General features: G+C 42.8%; 26 protein-coding genes. All 26 read right to left on the bottom strand.

Going from position 1 to position 16185, the window contains the following annotated elements; all coding sequences use genetic code 11:
* Positions 1-2 precede the first annotated feature (2 nt).
* The 26 genes from TCA2_RS18810 to TCA2_RS27005 all read right to left on the bottom strand — a co-directional run bounded on the left by TCA2_RS18810 (position 3) and on the right by TCA2_RS27005 (position 16184).
* Positions 3-212: a hypothetical protein gene (locus tag TCA2_RS18810; protein ID WP_047913139.1), complete on the bottom strand. Its 210-nt coding sequence runs from the start codon at positions 210-212 to the stop codon at positions 3-5.
* Between the two features lie 16 nt (positions 213-228).
* Positions 229-417, bottom strand: a complete 189-nt coding sequence (locus TCA2_RS18805) for a hypothetical protein (protein ID WP_047913138.1) — start codon at positions 415-417, stop codon at positions 229-231.
* A 26-nt stretch (positions 418-443) separates the two neighbouring features.
* Positions 444-884 carry a hypothetical protein gene (locus TCA2_RS18800; protein WP_047913191.1) on the bottom strand — a complete coding sequence of 147 codons (441 nt, stop codon included), beginning with the start codon at positions 882-884 and terminating at the stop codon, positions 444-446.
* A 36-nt stretch (positions 885-920) separates the two neighbouring features.
* Positions 921-1952 (bottom strand): ribonucleotide-diphosphate reductase subunit beta, encoded by a 1032-nt coding sequence (locus tag TCA2_RS18795; protein ID WP_047913190.1) that lies wholly within the window; start codon positions 1950-1952, stop codon positions 921-923.
* A gap of 5 nt (positions 1953-1957) precedes the next feature.
* Positions 1958-2170, bottom strand: a complete 213-nt coding sequence (locus tag TCA2_RS18790; RefSeq protein ID WP_047913137.1) for a hypothetical protein — start codon at positions 2168-2170, stop codon at positions 1958-1960.
* Complete coding sequence (locus TCA2_RS18785; protein ID WP_238546450.1) at positions 2167-4494, bottom strand: ribonucleoside-diphosphate reductase subunit alpha; 2328 nt, start codon at positions 4492-4494, stop codon at positions 2167-2169. The genes TCA2_RS18790 and TCA2_RS18785 overlap by 4 nt, the downstream gene beginning before the upstream one ends.
* The gene (locus TCA2_RS26335) at positions 4454-4798 is read right to left on the bottom strand and encodes a class Ib ribonucleoside-diphosphate reductase assembly flavoprotein NrdI (protein ID WP_052512210.1); all 345 of its coding nucleotides are present in this window, start codon (positions 4796-4798) and stop codon (positions 4454-4456) included. Before TCA2_RS26335 ends, TCA2_RS18785 begins: the two co-directional genes overlap by 41 nt.
* A 134-nt stretch (positions 4799-4932) precedes the next feature.
* Positions 4933-5337, bottom strand: a complete 405-nt coding sequence (locus tag TCA2_RS18775; protein WP_047913136.1) for a DUF3307 domain-containing protein — start codon at positions 5335-5337, stop codon at positions 4933-4935.
* A complete protein-coding gene (locus TCA2_RS18770; RefSeq protein WP_047913135.1) occupies positions 5337-5717 on the bottom strand; it encodes a hypothetical protein in 381 nt (126 codons plus the stop codon). The genes TCA2_RS18775 and TCA2_RS18770 overlap by 1 nt, the downstream gene beginning before the upstream one ends.
* Positions 5718-5736: 19 nt before the next feature.
* Complete coding sequence (locus TCA2_RS18765; RefSeq protein WP_047913134.1) at positions 5737-6216, bottom strand: hypothetical protein; 480 nt, start codon at positions 6214-6216, stop codon at positions 5737-5739.
* 171 nt (positions 6217-6387) lie between these two features.
* A complete protein-coding gene (locus TCA2_RS27295; protein ID WP_193746088.1) occupies positions 6388-6555 on the bottom strand; it encodes a hypothetical protein in 168 nt (55 codons plus the stop codon).
* A 68-nt stretch (positions 6556-6623) separates the two neighbouring features.
* Entirely contained in the window at positions 6624-6917 is a 294-nt protein-coding gene (locus tag TCA2_RS18760) for a hypothetical protein (RefSeq protein WP_047913133.1), read from the bottom strand.
* 14 nt (positions 6918-6931) lie between these two features.
* Positions 6932-7096, bottom strand: coding sequence for a hypothetical protein (locus TCA2_RS27290; RefSeq protein ID WP_193746087.1), 165 nt, complete (start codon positions 7094-7096; stop codon positions 6932-6934).
* 15 nt (positions 7097-7111) lie between these two features.
* The gene (locus tag TCA2_RS18755) at positions 7112-7417 is read right to left on the bottom strand and encodes an MW1434 family type I TA system toxin (protein WP_047913132.1); all 306 of its coding nucleotides are present in this window, start codon (positions 7415-7417) and stop codon (positions 7112-7114) included.
* Between the two features lie 25 nt (positions 7418-7442).
* Positions 7443-7772 carry a hypothetical protein gene (locus TCA2_RS18750; RefSeq protein ID WP_047913131.1) on the bottom strand — a complete coding sequence of 110 codons (330 nt, stop codon included), beginning with the start codon at positions 7770-7772 and terminating at the stop codon, positions 7443-7445.
* A gap of 14 nt (positions 7773-7786) precedes the next feature.
* Positions 7787-8272 (bottom strand): hypothetical protein, encoded by a 486-nt coding sequence (locus TCA2_RS18745; RefSeq protein WP_047913130.1) that lies wholly within the window; start codon positions 8270-8272, stop codon positions 7787-7789.
* Between the two features lies 1 nt (position 8273).
* Entirely contained in the window at positions 8274-8495 is a 222-nt protein-coding gene (locus tag TCA2_RS18740) for a hypothetical protein (RefSeq protein WP_238546449.1), read from the bottom strand.
* A complete protein-coding gene (locus TCA2_RS27285) occupies positions 8482-8658 on the bottom strand; it encodes a hypothetical protein (protein ID WP_193746086.1) in 177 nt (58 codons plus the stop codon). Before TCA2_RS27285 ends, TCA2_RS18740 begins: the two co-directional genes overlap by 14 nt.
* The gene (locus tag TCA2_RS18735; protein WP_047913128.1) at positions 8655-9248 is read right to left on the bottom strand and encodes a hypothetical protein; all 594 of its coding nucleotides are present in this window, start codon (positions 9246-9248) and stop codon (positions 8655-8657) included. Before TCA2_RS18735 ends, TCA2_RS27285 begins: the two co-directional genes overlap by 4 nt.
* A 15-nt stretch (positions 9249-9263) precedes the next feature.
* Entirely contained in the window at positions 9264-9629 is a 366-nt protein-coding gene (locus tag TCA2_RS18730) for a hypothetical protein (RefSeq protein WP_047913127.1), read from the bottom strand.
* Positions 9630-9640: 11 nt separating this feature from the next.
* Positions 9641-11392, bottom strand: coding sequence for a discoidin domain-containing protein (locus tag TCA2_RS18725; RefSeq protein ID WP_047913126.1), 1752 nt, complete (start codon positions 11390-11392; stop codon positions 9641-9643).
* Positions 11393-11911, bottom strand: coding sequence for a hypothetical protein (locus TCA2_RS18720; protein WP_047913125.1), 519 nt, complete (start codon positions 11909-11911; stop codon positions 11393-11395). It lies immediately after the preceding gene.
* A 12-nt stretch (positions 11912-11923) separates the two neighbouring features.
* Positions 11924-13027: a DnaB-like helicase C-terminal domain-containing protein gene (locus tag TCA2_RS18715; protein ID WP_193746085.1), complete on the bottom strand. Its 1104-nt coding sequence runs from the start codon at positions 13025-13027 to the stop codon at positions 11924-11926.
* A gap of 174 nt (positions 13028-13201) precedes the next feature.
* Positions 13202-14299 carry a hypothetical protein gene (locus tag TCA2_RS18710; RefSeq protein ID WP_047913124.1) on the bottom strand — a complete coding sequence of 366 codons (1098 nt, stop codon included), beginning with the start codon at positions 14297-14299 and terminating at the stop codon, positions 13202-13204.
* Positions 14296-14982: a hypothetical protein gene (locus tag TCA2_RS18705; RefSeq protein WP_047913123.1), complete on the bottom strand. Its 687-nt coding sequence runs from the start codon at positions 14980-14982 to the stop codon at positions 14296-14298. The genes TCA2_RS18710 and TCA2_RS18705 overlap by 4 nt, the downstream gene beginning before the upstream one ends.
* Positions 14982-16184 carry a hypothetical protein gene (locus tag TCA2_RS27005; protein ID WP_152557800.1) on the bottom strand — a complete coding sequence of 401 codons (1203 nt, stop codon included), beginning with the start codon at positions 16182-16184 and terminating at the stop codon, positions 14982-14984. Before TCA2_RS27005 ends, TCA2_RS18705 begins: the two co-directional genes overlap by 1 nt.
* Position 16185 lies beyond the last annotated feature (1 nt).

Here is a 16185-nt window from a genome sequence, read left to right as displayed (position 1 = left end):
TTCTATCTAAATAACGAGTTGAACGCTTTTAAGTGAGCTTCTTGTAGCCGAATGCGTCTTTCGACTTCTAGTTCAACAGCTTCCCTTATTAAGTCATATCCCTGTCCGCCATGAAGGCAATTGAAAGCCTTCTCACTTACTACTACTCTTGGCTTCTTAGGCGGATCATTAATCACGCCGCAGCGCTCATAATACTTTTTCATTAACTCCACAGGCGGTCCTCCTGGACTATTGCTTCTGGCTGACTTTCTCAAATTTTTCTTGTCTACTCTGAGCTGTTTTAAGGACGCGAACTGCTGATTCCATTTCTCCAATCCTTGTGTTTATGTTATAGCTCGTTCTCATATGTCGATCTCTCATCCGGCGATATACACCGATCCGTTCTTCGAGGCAGCGGATTGCATTTTCGTAAGCCATATGGCCTCCTATGTACCAAGAGGAGCCTAAGCTCCCGCAAGGTTCTCTCTTGCTGTATCATATTGACGGGCAATCGCTGCAGCGAGCTTTTCGTAAGGATCTTCCCATCCTTCAGGCTTCATTACTTTGCCGTCTTCTTTGTAATGAGGTTTGCCGTCTGGCCATAATTTGCTCATGTTTGCATTCTGAACGATATCCATGAGTTCTTGAGGTTTTACGCCTAGCTCTACCAGTGTGCCAATAGCAAAGTAGATCACATCAATCATAGCGTCAGCTTGATCGACAACATTTTTAGAATCCAAAAACTCTTGTACTTCTTCATTAACCCAATTCATTCGCTTTGCCGCACGCTCTGCATTCATGAATGTCGGCAGTTCGCTAACTGGATGATTAAACGCTTTTTGGAAAGCTTTCACCTGGTCGTAAGCGTAGTCTAGTCCTTTGCCTTCGTATTGATACGGTTGCATTAATTCCATGTTGTTTATCCTCTTTTCTTATTATTCTTATAGATCGTCGAAGCCGTTATCGTCACTGGTTTTTCCGTAGTTGCGAGACTTGGTTTCGAAGAAGTCAGATTTAGTAGCATTCAATGCTTCATCAGAGAATGGCTTAATCCACGGCATGCAGTTTACATCCACGCCTTCGTAAGCTTTCTCCAGACCGAGCATCTTCAGGCGACGGTTGGCCATGTATTTGATGTAGTCAGACAATTCTTCAAGATCGATACCACGGACTTCTTTTAGTGTATAGTAAGCCCAATTGGTCTCCAGTTGTACGGCACGATCAATAGTGTCATAAGCGTACTGAATGTTCTCTGGCGTATTCAGTTCAGGGAAGTCTGCAAGCAGCTGCTTAAATACTTCTGCGAAGAAGTAGCAATGCTGATTTTCATCCCGCTGGATGTATGAAATCATTTGGCTAGTACCCATCATCTTTTGGTCGCGAGCCAGGTTGTAGAAGAATGCGAATGTGCTGTAGAAGAAGATGCCTTCAAGGATTAGATCAGCTACCATAGCTTTAAAGAAAGTTTGTGGCGTCTGCTCATCACGGAACTCTTGGTAGATTTCTGAGATAAATGTATTGCGTTCCAGCAGTACCGGATCATGCTTCCAATATTCAAAGATTTCTCGCTGCTCCTGCTCAGAAACTAATGACGACAGCACGTAGGAGTAGGATTGATTATGAACAACTTCTTGCTGCCCGATAATAGCTGAGATTGCTTCAAGTGAAGAGTCTGTAAAGTAACGCTTTACATCACCGACAAACATAGTTTGCATGGAGTCCAAAACTGCCAACAGTCCGATATTGATTTTAAATGTGCGCTGCTCCTCTGCATCCAGTAGCGGGAATTGCTGTGCATCCTTAGACATTGGAATCTCGTCAGCGATCCAATGGTTCAACAGCAGAACCTTATAGAGTTTATACATATGTGGCATACGGATATCGTTCCAGTTAAGAATCCCTGAGTTCTCGCCTTCGATAATCCGAGTAGATTTATTTGGCGCCTCGGTGTTAAAAATTTTTTGCATTTTCATTTCATTCACTCTTCTCTCTTGTTTTGTTTTCCCCTGTAATGGTCACGCATAAATTCAGCAAATAGCATCTTGATTTTAAACATGACCAATATGGAATTGAGTGTATGATCCCAGACCCAGATCATGAACCATATGAGTAGACCCAAGGCTGTAAGGCCACCGATGATGGCGGTGGCCCATACATACCAGATCAATATTTCGCTTGATACATCGATCATGAAGCACAGTTCTCGCATTCTTCAATTGTCAATGCGCGGCTTCGGAGATAGTAGCTGGACTTGATCCCGTTCTCCCAAACTGCCATATGCAAGTTCAAAAGGTCACTTGCTTTGATGTCTGGAGTTACATAAAGGTTAAAGCTTTGTCCTTGGTCAATATGTCTTGATCGAGCACCGGCCATTTTAATGCTGGCGTGCTGGTCAATCAGGAATGCTGTTTTGTAATACCAAAGAGTATCGTTATTCAGATCCGGAGCAGGATTGGCCACTTTATACGTTGTCTTTTCCTCATAAGAAACGAGTTCGTAAATAGGGTCAATCGTAGCTGTAGAACCTGCAATAATGGATGTGGTGCCGTTTGGCGCTATTGCAATTAGATTCGCATTGCGGATACCGTATTTACGGATATCTCCGGCAAGTTGAGTCCACTCAGCAGTGTTGTAGTTCCGATCTGTAAAGTAATTTCCGCTTTGCCATTCGCTGCCTTCAAACTTTGGATAGGCTCCTTTTTCTTTAGCCAGCTCCATACTTGTTTTAATCGCAAGGAAGTTGATTTTCTCATAGAGAGTGTCGTTATAATCAACAGCCGCATCGGACTCCCAACGAATCTTCAGCAGAGCAAGCAAATGATGGAGACCGAATGTTCCAAGACCAACGGCACGATACTTAGTGTTTGTATGCTGTGCTTGAAGCACTTCGATGTTATTAATGTCGATAACGTTATCCAGCATGCGAACCTGGATTGGAACGAGGCGTTCTAATACATCATCTGGAACGGCTCTGGATAGGTTGATTGAGTTCAAGTTACATACAACAAAGTCGCCTGGAATTTTGGAAATGATGATTCGTGTCTCACCATCTTTAGTTACAAGCTCTTCGGACTCGACCACTGTTGGCGATTGGTTCTGCATGATCTCTGTGCAGAGATTTGAAGAATATATCATGCCATGCGCCTTATTCGGATTCGCCCGGTTTACTGTATCACGATAGAACATGTACGGTGTTCCTGTCTCAAGCTGAGACTTCATGACACGCTTCATGATATCAATCGCTTGTACGGTAATGCGTGGCAGCAGCGGGTTGGCCACAGCTTCGGCATATTTCTCACGGAACGATCCGCTTCCAAGGTTCTCATCATAGAAGTCTTCTAAGCCCAATTTACGCCCCTTTGCATCTGTCCATCCCATAATGCTCTTCACTTCATGAGGGCAGAACAGGTGCCATTCTTCGCGCTCACGGACTGCTTCCATGAATAGATCCGGCAGACAGACAGCATGGAAGATGTCATGCGCTCTCATACGCTCGTCACCGTTGTTTAATTTAAGGTCCAAGAAGGACAGGATGTCTTTATGGAAAACGTCCAGATAGACAGCTACAGCGCCTTTACGAGTGCCCAGTTGGTCTACGCTGACTGCTGTATTATTTAATTGGCGAATCCATGGAACAACGCCAGAGCTAGTATTCTTATGACCACGAATGTCGGAGCCTCTGGATCGAACTTTGCCTAAATATACGCCGATGCCGCCGCCCATTTTAGAAAGGCGAGCTACGTCTGTATTGGAATCAAAAATCCCTTCGAGGGAATCATCCACAGTATCGATAAAGCAGCTGGATAATTGTCCTCCTGTGGCTTTACCTGCGTTGGATAAAGTCGGCGTTGCGACTGTCATGTACAGGTTGCTCATAGCCCAGTAAGATTCTTTAACCAGCTCCATACGCTTCTCTGCTGGCTCCTGGTGCATTAGGAACATGGCGATAACCATATAGCGCTCTTGCGGCAGCTCCATCACATTGCCGTCATAGTCGCTGGTTAGGTATCGCTCATTCAATGTCATTAGGCCAATATAGTCGAACAGCAAATCATTCTCCGGAGATATTGTAGCTTCTAGCTCCTCGATCTCTTCTTTGGTGTAAGCTTCTAGCAGTTCTTTTCTGAATAGGTTCTTCTCTACCATTGTAGTAATCAGATTATAGAAGGAGCCATAAGGTTTATCTGTATAGGATTTATAATTACGATTGAAAGCCGCCTTTTTATATAACGATGTTAAAAAGGAACGAGCGGCTGCAAACTTCCAATTCGGTTCTTCTTTTGAAATCAGTTCCAGTGCAGACATAGTAAATGCATTTGTAATCTCATCTGCAGTTACTTCTTTATATCTGAGCTTGGATAATACGCCACGCATTAGGCGCTGTATATTCAGGGTCTCTCCCTGCGAATCTTTTAAACCTGCCATAATACGTTCAGCGAATACTTGGATTCGGTTGACGTCAAATGCCAGCTCTCTATTGTTGGGCTTTGTAACTTTCAACGGTGTTGCGCTCAATTTGATTCACCTCTTTTATAAATTTCTCAACAGAATCTGATGAGATGTATGGAACAGCCAGGCTCAATTCATGAAGTTCTTCCCTGTTGTGTTGGCCGATAATGCTGCACCCAACCATAAGATTATGGTTATGTATAAGAAAGTCGGATACTTCCTCGGGAAAGCTGCCTGTTTCTTCAGTGCTTGTAATCAGCACATAAGGTTGCTGCATTCGAAGTGCAGGGCCAATCCTTACGGCATGCATTCCTGTTTCTTTAACGAAACTTTCTGCTTTGCCAGATAAAGAATAATAACTCAATAACATGTGAAACCTTCCTTTTTGTAACGCATTACATTTAGTGTGCAATTGTTATTGTATTCTATATTTTTCTACATTTAAAGTCTTGACATTCGAAAAACCCCAACATATAGTGCTGAGGCCTTTCGTTTGATACAAGGCTACATAATATAGCTGAAAAGAATTGCGATTAATAGCATTCGGATCATATGAATGGTTTGATCGATCTCGATAATTACAAATCCAGGGACCGTACTAATATTAAACTCCTTCTGTTTGGCGATTTTTGTCTCGATATTTGTTTTAAGCCAAACAACAAATCTTCGATCATCGATGATAAAATGCTCGACGATCGTTATTAAGAATATGATAGGGAGATAATGTATCGGTAACAGGATCCATGTTAGCAGGCTTACCGATAAAGAGTAAGAAAAGCAATGGCGTAATCTGGCCTTCCAGTCTTTTGTTTTATTTTGAGCTTGAACATCCGTCTGCAGAATAAAATCTCCTATCCTGTGGCCAACAAATTGAAGAATAAATAAGGCACTAAATACGACTAAATTCATTATTCTGTCCTCATAAGCTGATCAAGGTATTCTCCTTCAGCATCACATACTTCTCTGATCTGCTCCATTGTTACGGTTGATCCAATCGAACGCAGCTTTTTGAATATAAACAGATCGCGTTCTTCTTCATTATAGACAGGGTCGCCTTCCCCATCTTCAGGAGTATTGTTGACCAGTGCTTCAGTTAACACAACCATTTCAAGTTTCAGGTCTTTGCCATCGACAGAATTGCTGAATGTTTCCAAAGCACGAGTCAGGTATCCTCCATAGAAATGGTTGCTGAAAGTGTCTTCAGTAAGGGCACCGATCTCATCATACATTTCGTCCATGTTCTTAATTTTCTTTAGATTAAGTAAGTATTGCTCTAATGCTGATTTCATTTTAATAACCTCTCCTTGCTTATTGATATAGGTTTGCTACAAAAATTCCTTCTTCATCGGTTGAACGAATGACATAGCGCTTTGTCTCGGCTCCTTTTTGAGCTATCCACTTCACGAGTCCAGCGTTAGAGCATTTAAAACCACTGCCTTTGTTATTACCTTTTATAGCTCCAAGACGTATACCGTCTTCTGATTTTCTTAGTACGATTTGACGAGGGTTGCCTCTGAATCCAATCTGAATCTTGTCACCTTCTTTAATTCCTAGAAGTGCGCCAGCCTCTTTATTAATATGGATTCCTCCAGATTTTTGAAAACCAATGCTTGGATCTTTGACATTGATACTATTGGAATACCATTCAACTTCTTTGCTTGGAATATCTTCTAGTTTGATCCCATACTTTTCAGCTTCTTCGGGTGTCACTTGCCTAGTCTGCAACCCTTGCTGAAAAGGGAGTTTACCTGGATCGGCCGGATTTTTCGGCGGTCTACCTCTTGTCATGTCAATTATTCCTCCTCCTCTTCTTCCTCTTCGATATCTTCCTCACGCTTCTGACAGTCTGGGCAGAAGTGCTCATCACAGCAGGGGCAGCTAACAAAAAAAGACATACAATCTTTACAATACATATTTATCTAACCTTTCTAAAATGCAATGCATTTCAATTACGCAATATTAAGAAGAGAGGTGGTCTTCCAGTATGTTGAGTATCTGCTCGGCGTACTTACTACTCCATCTTTTTGGATAAAAATAGTCATACATCTCTTTAATTTCTCTACTGGAAAGAGTTGGTTGATAAAAGGGTTTTTCAAGCCCTTCTTTCTGAACGATTTTTACGTCCAACTGCCCACCTCCTCAGAAAAAAATTGCTTAAAACAGAAACTGCGTAAAATCTTAATTATACGCAGTTTTTATAGTTCGCTAAACGGCGTGACGTTCGTTATATGAATTTTTCCATCTGAATCTATACGCTGTTCCAATGATATGTTTTCCAATCGACTACCTGGATAGACTATTGGAAACCTCTCATCTTTGGTCTTCACAGCGAACCCGATGCAATCTGCATAGTATAAGCTTTCTGCGTGGCTTACTTGGACCTGCACACCCAACTTCTCACTTAAGATGTGAGATAGCAATTCGCGAGAGATGGGGATTACCCCGCCTCGTGTTATCGGCAGGCTCTCTTTTCTCTTCTTTTCTCCCATATATACCTCTTCCTTTACCCCCAGATTTCTTTGAGACGAGCCGCAACTAATAGCAAATAAACAATCGTGAAAGCTAAAAAGACCCATTGAATTTTTAAATTGCGCTTACGGCTATCCCCATAAAAATGTGCACTAAGACTTAAAATTAAAATATTGACTGCAAGCATAATGTGATCCATTTAATTAATTGCTCCTTAATATGGCGTTTGCTTGGTTGCATACCAGTCTGAGGCAAACAAATCCGCCTGAGCAGGAAGCCAGCCTGGCTGCCATTCATCCGTTTCGCCATTAAAAAATGCGATATACGGCTGCGAATTAAGAGGCGTATTTACACCAATATGTTTTGCTGTGCGATCGTTAACCTTCAAAAATGTACTAGCTGTACTAAAAGGCGGCAGATAAAGAGAAGGCATCATTACAATGAAGCTGCCAGGTGCCCAAGAATCGCGTCTTAACTTTTCTTCTTTCTCTAAGAGCTCAAGTGCATGTCCGAATTTCATTTCTTCCCCTGCTTTCATTTAAACTTTACTTGATTTCTTTTTCGTATTGCGGATGACTGCTTCTGTAATGATCTATGAAGATGCTATCTGCAATTTGTATTGCATCCTTGACTGAATCCATCATTCGTCTCGTATCATGATCCTGCGGCATCTTTTTTAAGATGATTAAAGCATTCGCTAATTGATCAACCACGTTTTTATGAGCAATCGTAAAGTCAAAAGTATATTTTTCTATCAGCCCTTTTATTTCTTCGCTATTGTCATCAGCATCAACTTCCAAGATGACTTTGCCAGTTTCCACTTCGATTAGAGAGATGCGATCAACTACTTTTTTTGCTACAACATTTTTGTCCATTTAAATACAGCTCCTCAGTCTTTAAATTCAATGAAATTGAAGCGTGCAACCTTGTTGGCCATTGCCAATAAAAAAGCGGAATTTGTTGGCTTTGGTTCCAGCAACGGGGACGGAGATTGATCGGCCTCATGGCTTTCGACCATGCCAAGAATGGCATCAAAGATATTAGTCTGAAGATCTTTTTTCAGAGGTGCAAGGAAGGTGCGGACCATAACCGGATGAATACGACGATACGCATCGCCAGTTTCATTGAAGCACAGATCCTGAAGTAAAGCTCCTGCACGGAATGCATCGGCTAGGCCTCGAATCTTGGACTCTTCCCCCAAGAAACCCATAAGTATGCGGTATACGTTCTTTGTATAAGTAACGAGCTCCTCATCATTGTAGAAGCTTTCTGGCGCCATAGATAATGCATTCTGAGTAAAACTTTGAATCTCAGGATCGTTAAATTGCTCCAATTCCTCTTTAAAAATAAGTACGGCTGGCTTTACTTCTGACATGTTAGCGTCCTCCTTGATTTTCGCTTGCACATTTTACATGGCAATGATTTTTAATTTCCCAATCCAAATTTCTTCTCCAAGCTCCATTATTTCCTCCTGGAGAATTGCTGCTTGGGGTTTTTACATTCATTCCGCAAAAGCGACAGTACACAGGTTGCTCAACGCTTTGATAAGATTGCTGGATCATAATCTGCTCAAAGCTCATAGGGCTATTCTTTTTCACTAGGTCTTACCTCTGGCTCTTCAAGTTTCGGTGGCCTGATATATCTGCGATCGAATAGAATAATCGCGTTCCTAAGAGGACCCTCAGCATCATGAAGCCCCGAATTGCGAGCATCTATGAGCAGTTGAATATAATCCATGTGTTCTTTTACTGTTAGATTCATTTTGCGTTAACCTCCTTTAAAGAGAAGACGCCTAAATGGTCAGCATCTTTCAGGATGAATTTGCCTTGGGATTCGTTATTAACGAAGTACTCAAGCTTCTGCCCGATGAATGGGATCATCGTTGATGTATCAGCATCCGACTCTTCTTCGCTGCGTAAAATAACTTTGCCACCAGGCAAGATAATCTTGTGCACCCCGCTGTGGCCATCCTCGCAATGCACATCAAATAATTTGAAGTCAGTTCCATCCAAATCAACACGCTGCCTGCGGATCATCATGTTCAGAATCTTCTCGTTATGCTTTTCTGTATTGCAAATGGAGCCCTCTTCAAAGAGGATACAGCTGCGGCATTCGGAGTCAGAAGAATTGAAGTTTCTGCATTTAAAGCACAGCGGGCATTCGTGGAAACGAATGCACTCGCCGTACACTTGATGTCTTGGCATATTCAGCGGATCTTCTTTGGATAGTACCTTCCCTTTCGGTGCCTTAAAGCTTTCCTGCTTCATCATGCCAGCTTTGTATTGTTCCAGCATCTCTCTGCGATCGCTCTCTGTAAGGCCGCCTTGATAGGCTTTCTCCATAAAATCCATGAACTTAAATCCCCTTTATTCTTCGTTTTCTACAACAGGCTCTTCCGGATCTTCAACACCTAGGCGGAGCATGTCGTTTAGAGACAACATTGTTTTTTGGCTGGCTACATTAGGATCTTTTTCGATGGCTTTTTCAGCTTCATCGACTTTTTGCTCTAGCCAAACTCCTTCATTCATTTTGTCTTCAATGATCTCCCTAAGCTGCTTCAGCTTCATAGGGCGTTCGTCATCTTTATTCTTCTGAGGTGGATTAGAAGCCATATCTTTGTTTAAATCGTTGTACTCTTTTTGCAGCTTACGAGTCTCCATATCCAGATCCGTAATCTTGTCTTTCATGATTGTCATAAGCTCTTCGGTTGTAAAATGTTTACCAATTAACATTGTGATTCTCCTTATTTGTAGAATTTAATGACCAGGTTATCGAGGTAAACCGGAATACGATTTCCCCATTCAATTTGGGGATCATCCAATGTAAAAGTAACAGGCTCACTGGATGGAGATACGATAGATCCTGATTTTGCTGTAACCTGAATGCTGTATTCTTTGTCCTCAATCAGATTAGAAAGAATCGCCTCATTAACTCCTTCCACTTCTATCCCAAGGAATACTCCACGGTTATAAATACGGAAGGTAGCATCTGGACCATCATAAGTCCATGTGAGCTTGACGGTGTTATCCTCTTGGATAATTGCCTGCAGGTCGCTTGGAGCCGGAAGTGACTCTTCTAGCGCCTGATACATTTCAACTTCATGAATGATCCAGGATTGATCCACCATGCGCGCTTCCCAAGCTTCCCCGGTATCAGGGAAGCTGACGATCGGTGAGGCAGCTACTAAGCGCCAGTATCTTGCTATGGCATTGACGCTTAGATCGATAGATACAAGTGGCTGACTGTGGGTGCTGACAGATTCAACATAAGTCCATGTGTTGCCATCTTCAGATGTTTCGATATCTATAAGGTCTACCCCACAATCCTCTGACTGCTTAAATGTAATGTTCCGCAGTCCGGTTGGCACCTTTAGATCAAAACCAATCCATGCCAGACCGTCTACGTTACCGGCTTGCACTGATCCCCAAGCTGTAGTTTCATTGTTATCAATTGCATTCTTGGCATCCCATTCACCAGCAATGCCAAGTCGATCCCCGCCGCTGAACACTTCAGATCCTTCAGTTAGATCGATATCTGTCGCAGCTGCCATCGTTTTAAATGCCATAGCGTTAATTTCGGCTTCCTGTGCAATCAGGTTGACGAACTGAATTGTTTGGCCGGCATTGTAATCCACGATAAATTGCTTGTTAAAATAAGTGATCGTGAGCTTGCCAGTGCCGTTGCCGGAGATTGTAAGCTTCGATGCAGGGACAAATGCATTATTATAATAGAACAAATCTGGAGTAAGTCTTGTTTCCAGAGGGATCTTAATAGCATTGTTGTAATCATCCCCTTCGTTCACATACACCATGTTCTCTTTTTGGAAGTCAAAGCGACCGACGCCATCAATATTTATCCAGAAGATTGAATTTCCTTTAGGAACTACATTGCGCGGAGCAATGTTCATCTCAACAGAGAAAGCAGTATAAGCATCGATTTCCTGCGGGAGGATCTGTTCGAATCCTTTCAACTGATACATTAAGCGCTGACTATTATATTCAGCCGTTTCGGAGCTAAAGCCAATCGGGTACTCAGGTGTAGCAAACGTTGTATACACAAGCGTTTGTGTGAGCACTGGCGGCTGATACTCCTGTTCAAGGACGGCCAAGTTGTTTGCTTTCAGCTCTGCCTTATAGCTTGGAGTATCATGGTAAATGTCTTCTCCTAATGGGTTGGCAGCAGCCGTCTTACTAATTAGCCCTACAATCACATCTTGAGAGGCATTCTTATTGTTTTTCACATGGAAGACCCATTTGTTTTGCTCAGCAATTCGGATGCGCTGCAGATCAACGTCATGACTTGAATTACCGGCAGGAAATACGAAAGTGCCTGTCTTTGATTCTGTTCGAGCTTGTGTGTTATCAATGAACTCAGTTACACGAGCAATAAAGACTAATTCAATGTCTCCATTATTTCTAGCTCGATAGCTTTGGACTTCGAATGAGTAATCAATGCGGTGTGACTTTTCTTCATTAAAGAAGTAAGAGTATCTCAATTAGTTCCCCTCCCGTATTAGGGTTATTTTTAGCTGAGAGCTGTCCTTCCAAGAGGTTAGGGATGTACCGATAATAGATTCAACGCTGCCCCCTGGCTCGAATGTGAGCCCTTGTGATACTGGCTCAAATTCTACATTGTCTCGAAGGCCAAACAGGAGTGCAACAAAGCCTCCTTGTTCTATTTCGATTTCAGATAAAGCAACCATGTGAGCCTGGCTATCTTCTACCATTTCATGATTCCGCTCTTTCAAATGCTGCAAATACTTTTGAACGGTGAATTTCATGAGCTCCATACGGCTCAATCGGCTTGACGCTTTATCAGCCATCTCATCATTCTTCATAGCCCGCATGGTTTCCGCCTGATCAACGACTTCCTCAGTTAGCTCGTCCAACTGCACCTCATAAAGCTTAATGGTTTCTTCTAGCCGAATCTTTTGGGAGATTTCTTCCTGTAGGTAAGTCCGGAGATAGTTCCGGTTCTGGTCTGGCGTGTTGGCCATGATCTTAATTTGATCCAAATCAATTCCTCCTTAGTTTTGATAAATCTTAGAGGCGAATCGGCGCTGAGCTTCATCTTCCGCTTGGATAAACAGAGAGTAATCGGGAATAAAATTAAAGAACTTAGTACTCTTCATGGATGCGTGCTTATTCTTAGCGAACTTCACTTCCACGACAGGCATCTTCAAGTCTTCATCTTCATCGACCCAATAGATTTCAGCATTCTCTTCCTTGATGCCGACTTCGTTGTACATAAGGCAGACCATTGTTGCTTCATAACGAAGAGTGATTGTATCCTTCAGATCATCCTCTATCGGACGCTTGCCGTTCGTTTTACGCAAGTGAGCTGTACACATAACGACAACATCAAATCTTGTAGCCCAGCCTTTGATCGTTTTAGATACGTGAGCCGTCTTATCATCATTGTTGCTGAAGGTCTTGCTCTCTACTGTCAAGTCATTGAAGGAGTCAATTGCAATTACGATTCGAGTGCCTTCAGGCATCGTCATCTTAATATCCTTGATGTGCTCTTCAATGGCTTCAACGCTGGTCATATCATTGGAATCGAACATGCCGAAGCGGTCTACTCTGCGATACAGGTTCTTGATTCCTTCATTACGCTTATTGATAATCTCTTCATCGTCTTCATACTTAGCTGGCGACTTTGCTTGGCCGATCGTGATTTGTTGATCGTTGGCAATATAGCGCGGCATAAGATCGTTATTGGCATCATCAAGCGAATGATACGAAACATAGACCTTTTCATTTCTCTCTGATATTCCTTTACATACTTGAAGCATGTAGGCGGATTTACCGACGTTTGGTGCAGCGGCAAATAAGATAAGCCCAGGCTGAGCCCCGCCTTCAAAGGCGTCATCGAATGATTGCAACCCTGAAATTAATCCCCCGTTTTTCCCTCTGGCCCATGAGTGAGCATCCATATTCATGATATTGCGGAGCATCTTTTCTTCGATTCTGTTTAACGGACGACCAAGTATTCCCTCGACATTTGTAACAATAACCTTTTTTCTCATTTCGGGCTCAAAGCCGAATGCATTTGGATCTTGCTGCATTTGTCTTTCAACTTGATGCATGATGTCCGTAAAACTAAATTGTCCTGGCTGTGTATTGCTCATAGCTGCTCCTTCCATACGGCTTATCTCTCTCCCGTGTAATACCTGCGAGTGTTCGTAAGCATTACACAGGGAGAGATCCCTGTGTGTTGTGTGTTGGGTGAAGTTGAGGTTCGAGCAGGGTCCTAAGCTGCCCCTTACAAGGTGCGTATAAAAACACAACCCTCTAAGGGACGCTTAGGCCTTTTTCTCTTCCTCTGCTTTTTTATTCAACTCTTTATTAAAGAGAGGACATTTATCTTTATCGCATACGCCGCTCAGTCTAGCAAAAGCTTCACAGCCGTATCGGTATTGTCCGTTATAAACTGAGTTCACAATAGTTTCGATATCTCTTCTGTTCAATCGAGGCATGCAGTTCTCTTCGCCCCATATGAGCATCCGCGCCATTGCTTCATCTCGTTCCATTCCTTGCTGCATATAGAAGCTGGCAAGTGCAGTCCCAGAGTTATTACGCTCGTCCACAGTTTCTTTAAATGTACGCTCAAGCATGGTCTGAATGCATGGCGGCAGAGTTTCTAGCTTGCGAATCTTCCCTTGGTATTCCTTTGCTTTTATATTCCGTTCGGTCCATTTTTGGATGTACCGATCAAGGGATAACTTAGCTCTATTTGATGTTACCAGTGGAGCAGGTTGAAGGAATCTCGGTTCTTTTGCCAGTTCCTTAATTTGTTCTAGTGTACAAGTGCGAAGCTCCTGCTGCGTTATGGGTATCTTATAATGACCACCCTTCTTATTGAAGGAGTTGACCATTCGAAACATGCGCTTATCATCGTATATTGCTGTATCCATTGTTCCAAACAGTGTGTACTTCGCGATATCAAGTGCAATCTCACGGTAGATTTGATTCAGGGATACGTGCGGATTTAGCCCAAGCACATGTCCGCTGACAGTCAAGTGAATCCCTTTGTGTCCCGAATAAAATACATTGATCTGATCAGGCTCGATTGAAAGAATATGCTTAAGATAACGAAAGGCAATATGCACGTCATACTTTAATTTGGTGTAATCCTCTTCTGTCTCTAATGGCTTATCAAAGTCCAGATAAAGATCGCCCCATTTCAGAGCATCCCTTGCATTCAATACCCATTTCCCTTTTTCATTTTGAAAGAACTCAGGGTTAATGTATTGCATTACAGTCTCATAGACGCCTATGTTGTTGTAGTAATTCCGAAACTTGATGGTCTCGGAAGGATGCATATAATGCTTTCGTGTAAATGGAAACTTTTCCGAATTGGTGTCCGCTCCGCATTCCACAAAAAGCTGGAACTCATTCACTGTGCGATCACCTGTTTTCGAATCACTCGGTTAATCCCATGTATCTGATGAATATTCTTCTTTTGTGATATCGTCTCTCTAGCTTCATCTACATATTTCTCAATATCAAAAGCGTTTCGAAGAAGGCTCCGTTGCCAGCTTAAGCGAATGCGCTTTGCTTCATCGATGGCAAACAGGATTTCGTCCAGATCATAGATGCCGAGTAAGTAATTAAATTTTCCTTCATCCTGCTTAATCATATGAGGATTGCTCTGAATGTTCATCTTTTCATACCAGTACTCAAGCAGTTCTTCCATCGTAAAGCGTTTCTTCATCTCCAAGAAGAACGGCTCCACTTCTTGAATATATTTGCCGTCCGGTCCTTTACGCATCTTAGGCGCAGGAGAAGTTTCCCTCAGCCGGTTGTGATAGTAGAAGATATCCGGATTCATGATATTCTTCGGTGGTTTCTTTGTGGCGAAAATCTCTTCAAGCATATAAATTCGTTTGACCATATCCGGGTAATCTTGGGCAAACTTCTCGATCTCTGCTTGAATCTCTTCCAGCTCCCATCCATCCTTAACTAATTTCTGAATAGATGATATGTTAGTCCGGATACGAGAGTCGGCATTCTGTATCGGAATACCGACTATCGTGCATACGAACCATCCTGAGAGCTGATAAATCAACCCATCTCGATTCATTAGGCGGCAAACTTCTCCAAGAAGATATTAAATTCAGCTAAATTCCCCGGAGTTAAATCGCCTGGAACTGCATCCTCTTTCTTCAAGAACTCTCTGAGTAAAGGAAGCATGTCGTTATCGGTTTGTATATTGAGCCTTGCCTTGTGCTGATGTATCTTTTGTATCTCAACCTGATCCCATTGCGGCGGAATAGCACTTTGCTGCGGAGCACTCTGTGCCTCAGTTTGAACCGGCGCGCCAACTGGTTTAGCTTCAGCCTTGAATGCTTGCGGCGTTGCTTCCGCTTGAGGGGTCGCTTGGAACGACTGCTCTTTAGCAGCTTCTGGTTGCTTGTTCGGCAGATTGCGCTGATCCCAAGCAATGGCTTCTGGTGTGTTTGGCTCATGAGGATTAAATGGATATTGATCTTCATGAAGCTCTGGCGCTACATTAAAATTTCCGTTAGCCTCGTTATTTACATCTACAGCCCAGTTCGTTTGCTGTTGTGGTGCGCCCCACTGTCCGTTAAAGCCACCTTGCTGTTGTTGTGAAAACTGCTGCTGCTGTTCAGGCGTAGGTTGGAAATAAGCTTGCTGTTGCTGTTGTTGATACGGATCAGTATAAGGCTGTCCGAAGCTTTGCTGAGGCTGAGCATAAGTTTCTTGCGGCTGCTGGAACCCACCTTGCGGTTGGTGTTGGAATTGATACTGTCCGCTTTGCTGCATTTGATCATAAGCGTTTTGTTCCTCATCAGCATCCGTTTCGACTTTAATTTTGGAATAGATAGACTCGCCTACGCCAAAGAGTGATGCCGCTTTTACTAAGACATTAGAAGCAGCTGCCTTATAAGCACTGTCTTGATTATCCTTGCCGCCGACAGCAATTTTGCAACCATATTGCTCACGCTGGCCAAGTCCGGGAATGAACAGGAAGCCGCGAGCGTGATAAACATATCCATCAAAGGACCATGTCTTGGAATCCTTATCATACTTGTAGACTTCTTCTCTCCAATTATCAATCAAGCCGAAGTCCCAATACGTATATCCTGACACAGCGTTATCTAAAATTTGGCGAACGGTGTTTACGCCCATATACTTACTTGCAGGTTTCTTTCCGCTCCCCGGTTTGGTTTCTAGCCATTCGTCCTTACATTCCTTCAAAGACTCACGGATCTTTTTGATCTGATCCATGTCCGGAAGGTATTTCTCAATTGTAGGTCTCATA

Origin of the sequence: Paenibacillus sp. TCA20, assembly GCF_000732325.1 — a bacterium.
Taxonomy (GTDB): Bacteria; Bacillota; Bacilli; order Paenibacillales; family Paenibacillaceae; genus Paenibacillus; species Paenibacillus urinalis.
Note: the sequence above shows the minus strand (reverse complement) of the source record. Positions and strands in the feature narration are given on the sequence as shown.

Bases quoted from the DNA above. Each gene is read 5' to 3' on its own strand.
- TCA2_RS18805 (WP_047913138.1), bottom strand. From the start codon at position 417: ATGGCTTACGAAAATGCAATCCGCTGCCTCGAAGAACGGATCGGTGTA.
- TCA2_RS18800 (WP_047913191.1), bottom strand. From the start codon at position 884: ATGCAACCGTATCAATACGAAGGCAAAGGACTAGACTACGCTTACGAC.
- TCA2_RS18795 (WP_047913190.1), bottom strand. From the start codon at position 1,952: ATGAAAATGCAAAAAATTTTTAACACCGAGGCGCCAAATAAATCTACT.
- TCA2_RS18790 (WP_047913137.1), bottom strand. From the start codon at position 2,170: ATGATCGATGTATCAAGCGAAATATTGATCTGGTATGTATGGGCCACC.
- TCA2_RS26335 (WP_052512210.1), bottom strand. From the start codon at position 4,798: ATGTTATTGAGTTATTATTCTTTATCTGGCAAAGCAGAAAGTTTCGTT.
- TCA2_RS18775 (WP_047913136.1), bottom strand. From the start codon at position 5,337: ATGAATTTAGTCGTATTTAGTGCCTTATTTATTCTTCAATTTGTTGGC.
- TCA2_RS18770 (WP_047913135.1), bottom strand. From the start codon at position 5,717: ATGAAATCAGCATTAGAGCAATACTTACTTAATCTAAAGAAAATTAAG.
- TCA2_RS18765 (WP_047913134.1), bottom strand. From the start codon at position 6,216: ATGACAAGAGGTAGACCGCCGAAAAATCCGGCCGATCCAGGTAAACTC.
- TCA2_RS18760 (WP_047913133.1), bottom strand. From the start codon at position 6,917: ATGGGAGAAAAGAAGAGAAAAGAGAGCCTGCCGATAACACGAGGCGGG.
- TCA2_RS27290 (WP_193746087.1), bottom strand. From the start codon at position 7,096: ATGGATCACATTATGCTTGCAGTCAATATTTTAATTTTAAGTCTTAGT.
- TCA2_RS18755 (WP_047913132.1), bottom strand. From the start codon at position 7,417: ATGAAATTCGGACATGCACTTGAGCTCTTAGAGAAAGAAGAAAAGTTA.
- TCA2_RS18750 (WP_047913131.1), bottom strand. From the start codon at position 7,772: ATGGACAAAAATGTTGTAGCAAAAAAAGTAGTTGATCGCATCTCTCTA.
- TCA2_RS18745 (WP_047913130.1), bottom strand. From the start codon at position 8,272: ATGTCAGAAGTAAAGCCAGCCGTACTTATTTTTAAAGAGGAATTGGAG.
- TCA2_RS27285 (WP_193746086.1), bottom strand. From the start codon at position 8,658: ATGAATCTAACAGTAAAAGAACACATGGATTATATTCAACTGCTCATA.
- TCA2_RS18735 (WP_047913128.1), bottom strand. From the start codon at position 9,248: ATGGATTTTATGGAGAAAGCCTATCAAGGCGGCCTTACAGAGAGCGAT.
- TCA2_RS18730 (WP_047913127.1), bottom strand. From the start codon at position 9,629: ATGTTAATTGGTAAACATTTTACAACCGAAGAGCTTATGACAATCATG.
- TCA2_RS18715 (WP_193746085.1), bottom strand. From the start codon at position 13,027: ATGAGCAATACACAGCCAGGACAATTTAGTTTTACGGACATCATGCAT.
- TCA2_RS18705 (WP_047913123.1), bottom strand. From the start codon at position 14,982: ATGAATCGAGATGGGTTGATTTATCAGCTCTCAGGATGGTTCGTATGC.
- TCA2_RS27005 (WP_152557800.1), bottom strand. From the start codon at position 16,184: ATGAGACCTACAATTGAGAAATACCTTCCGGACATGGATCAGATCAAA.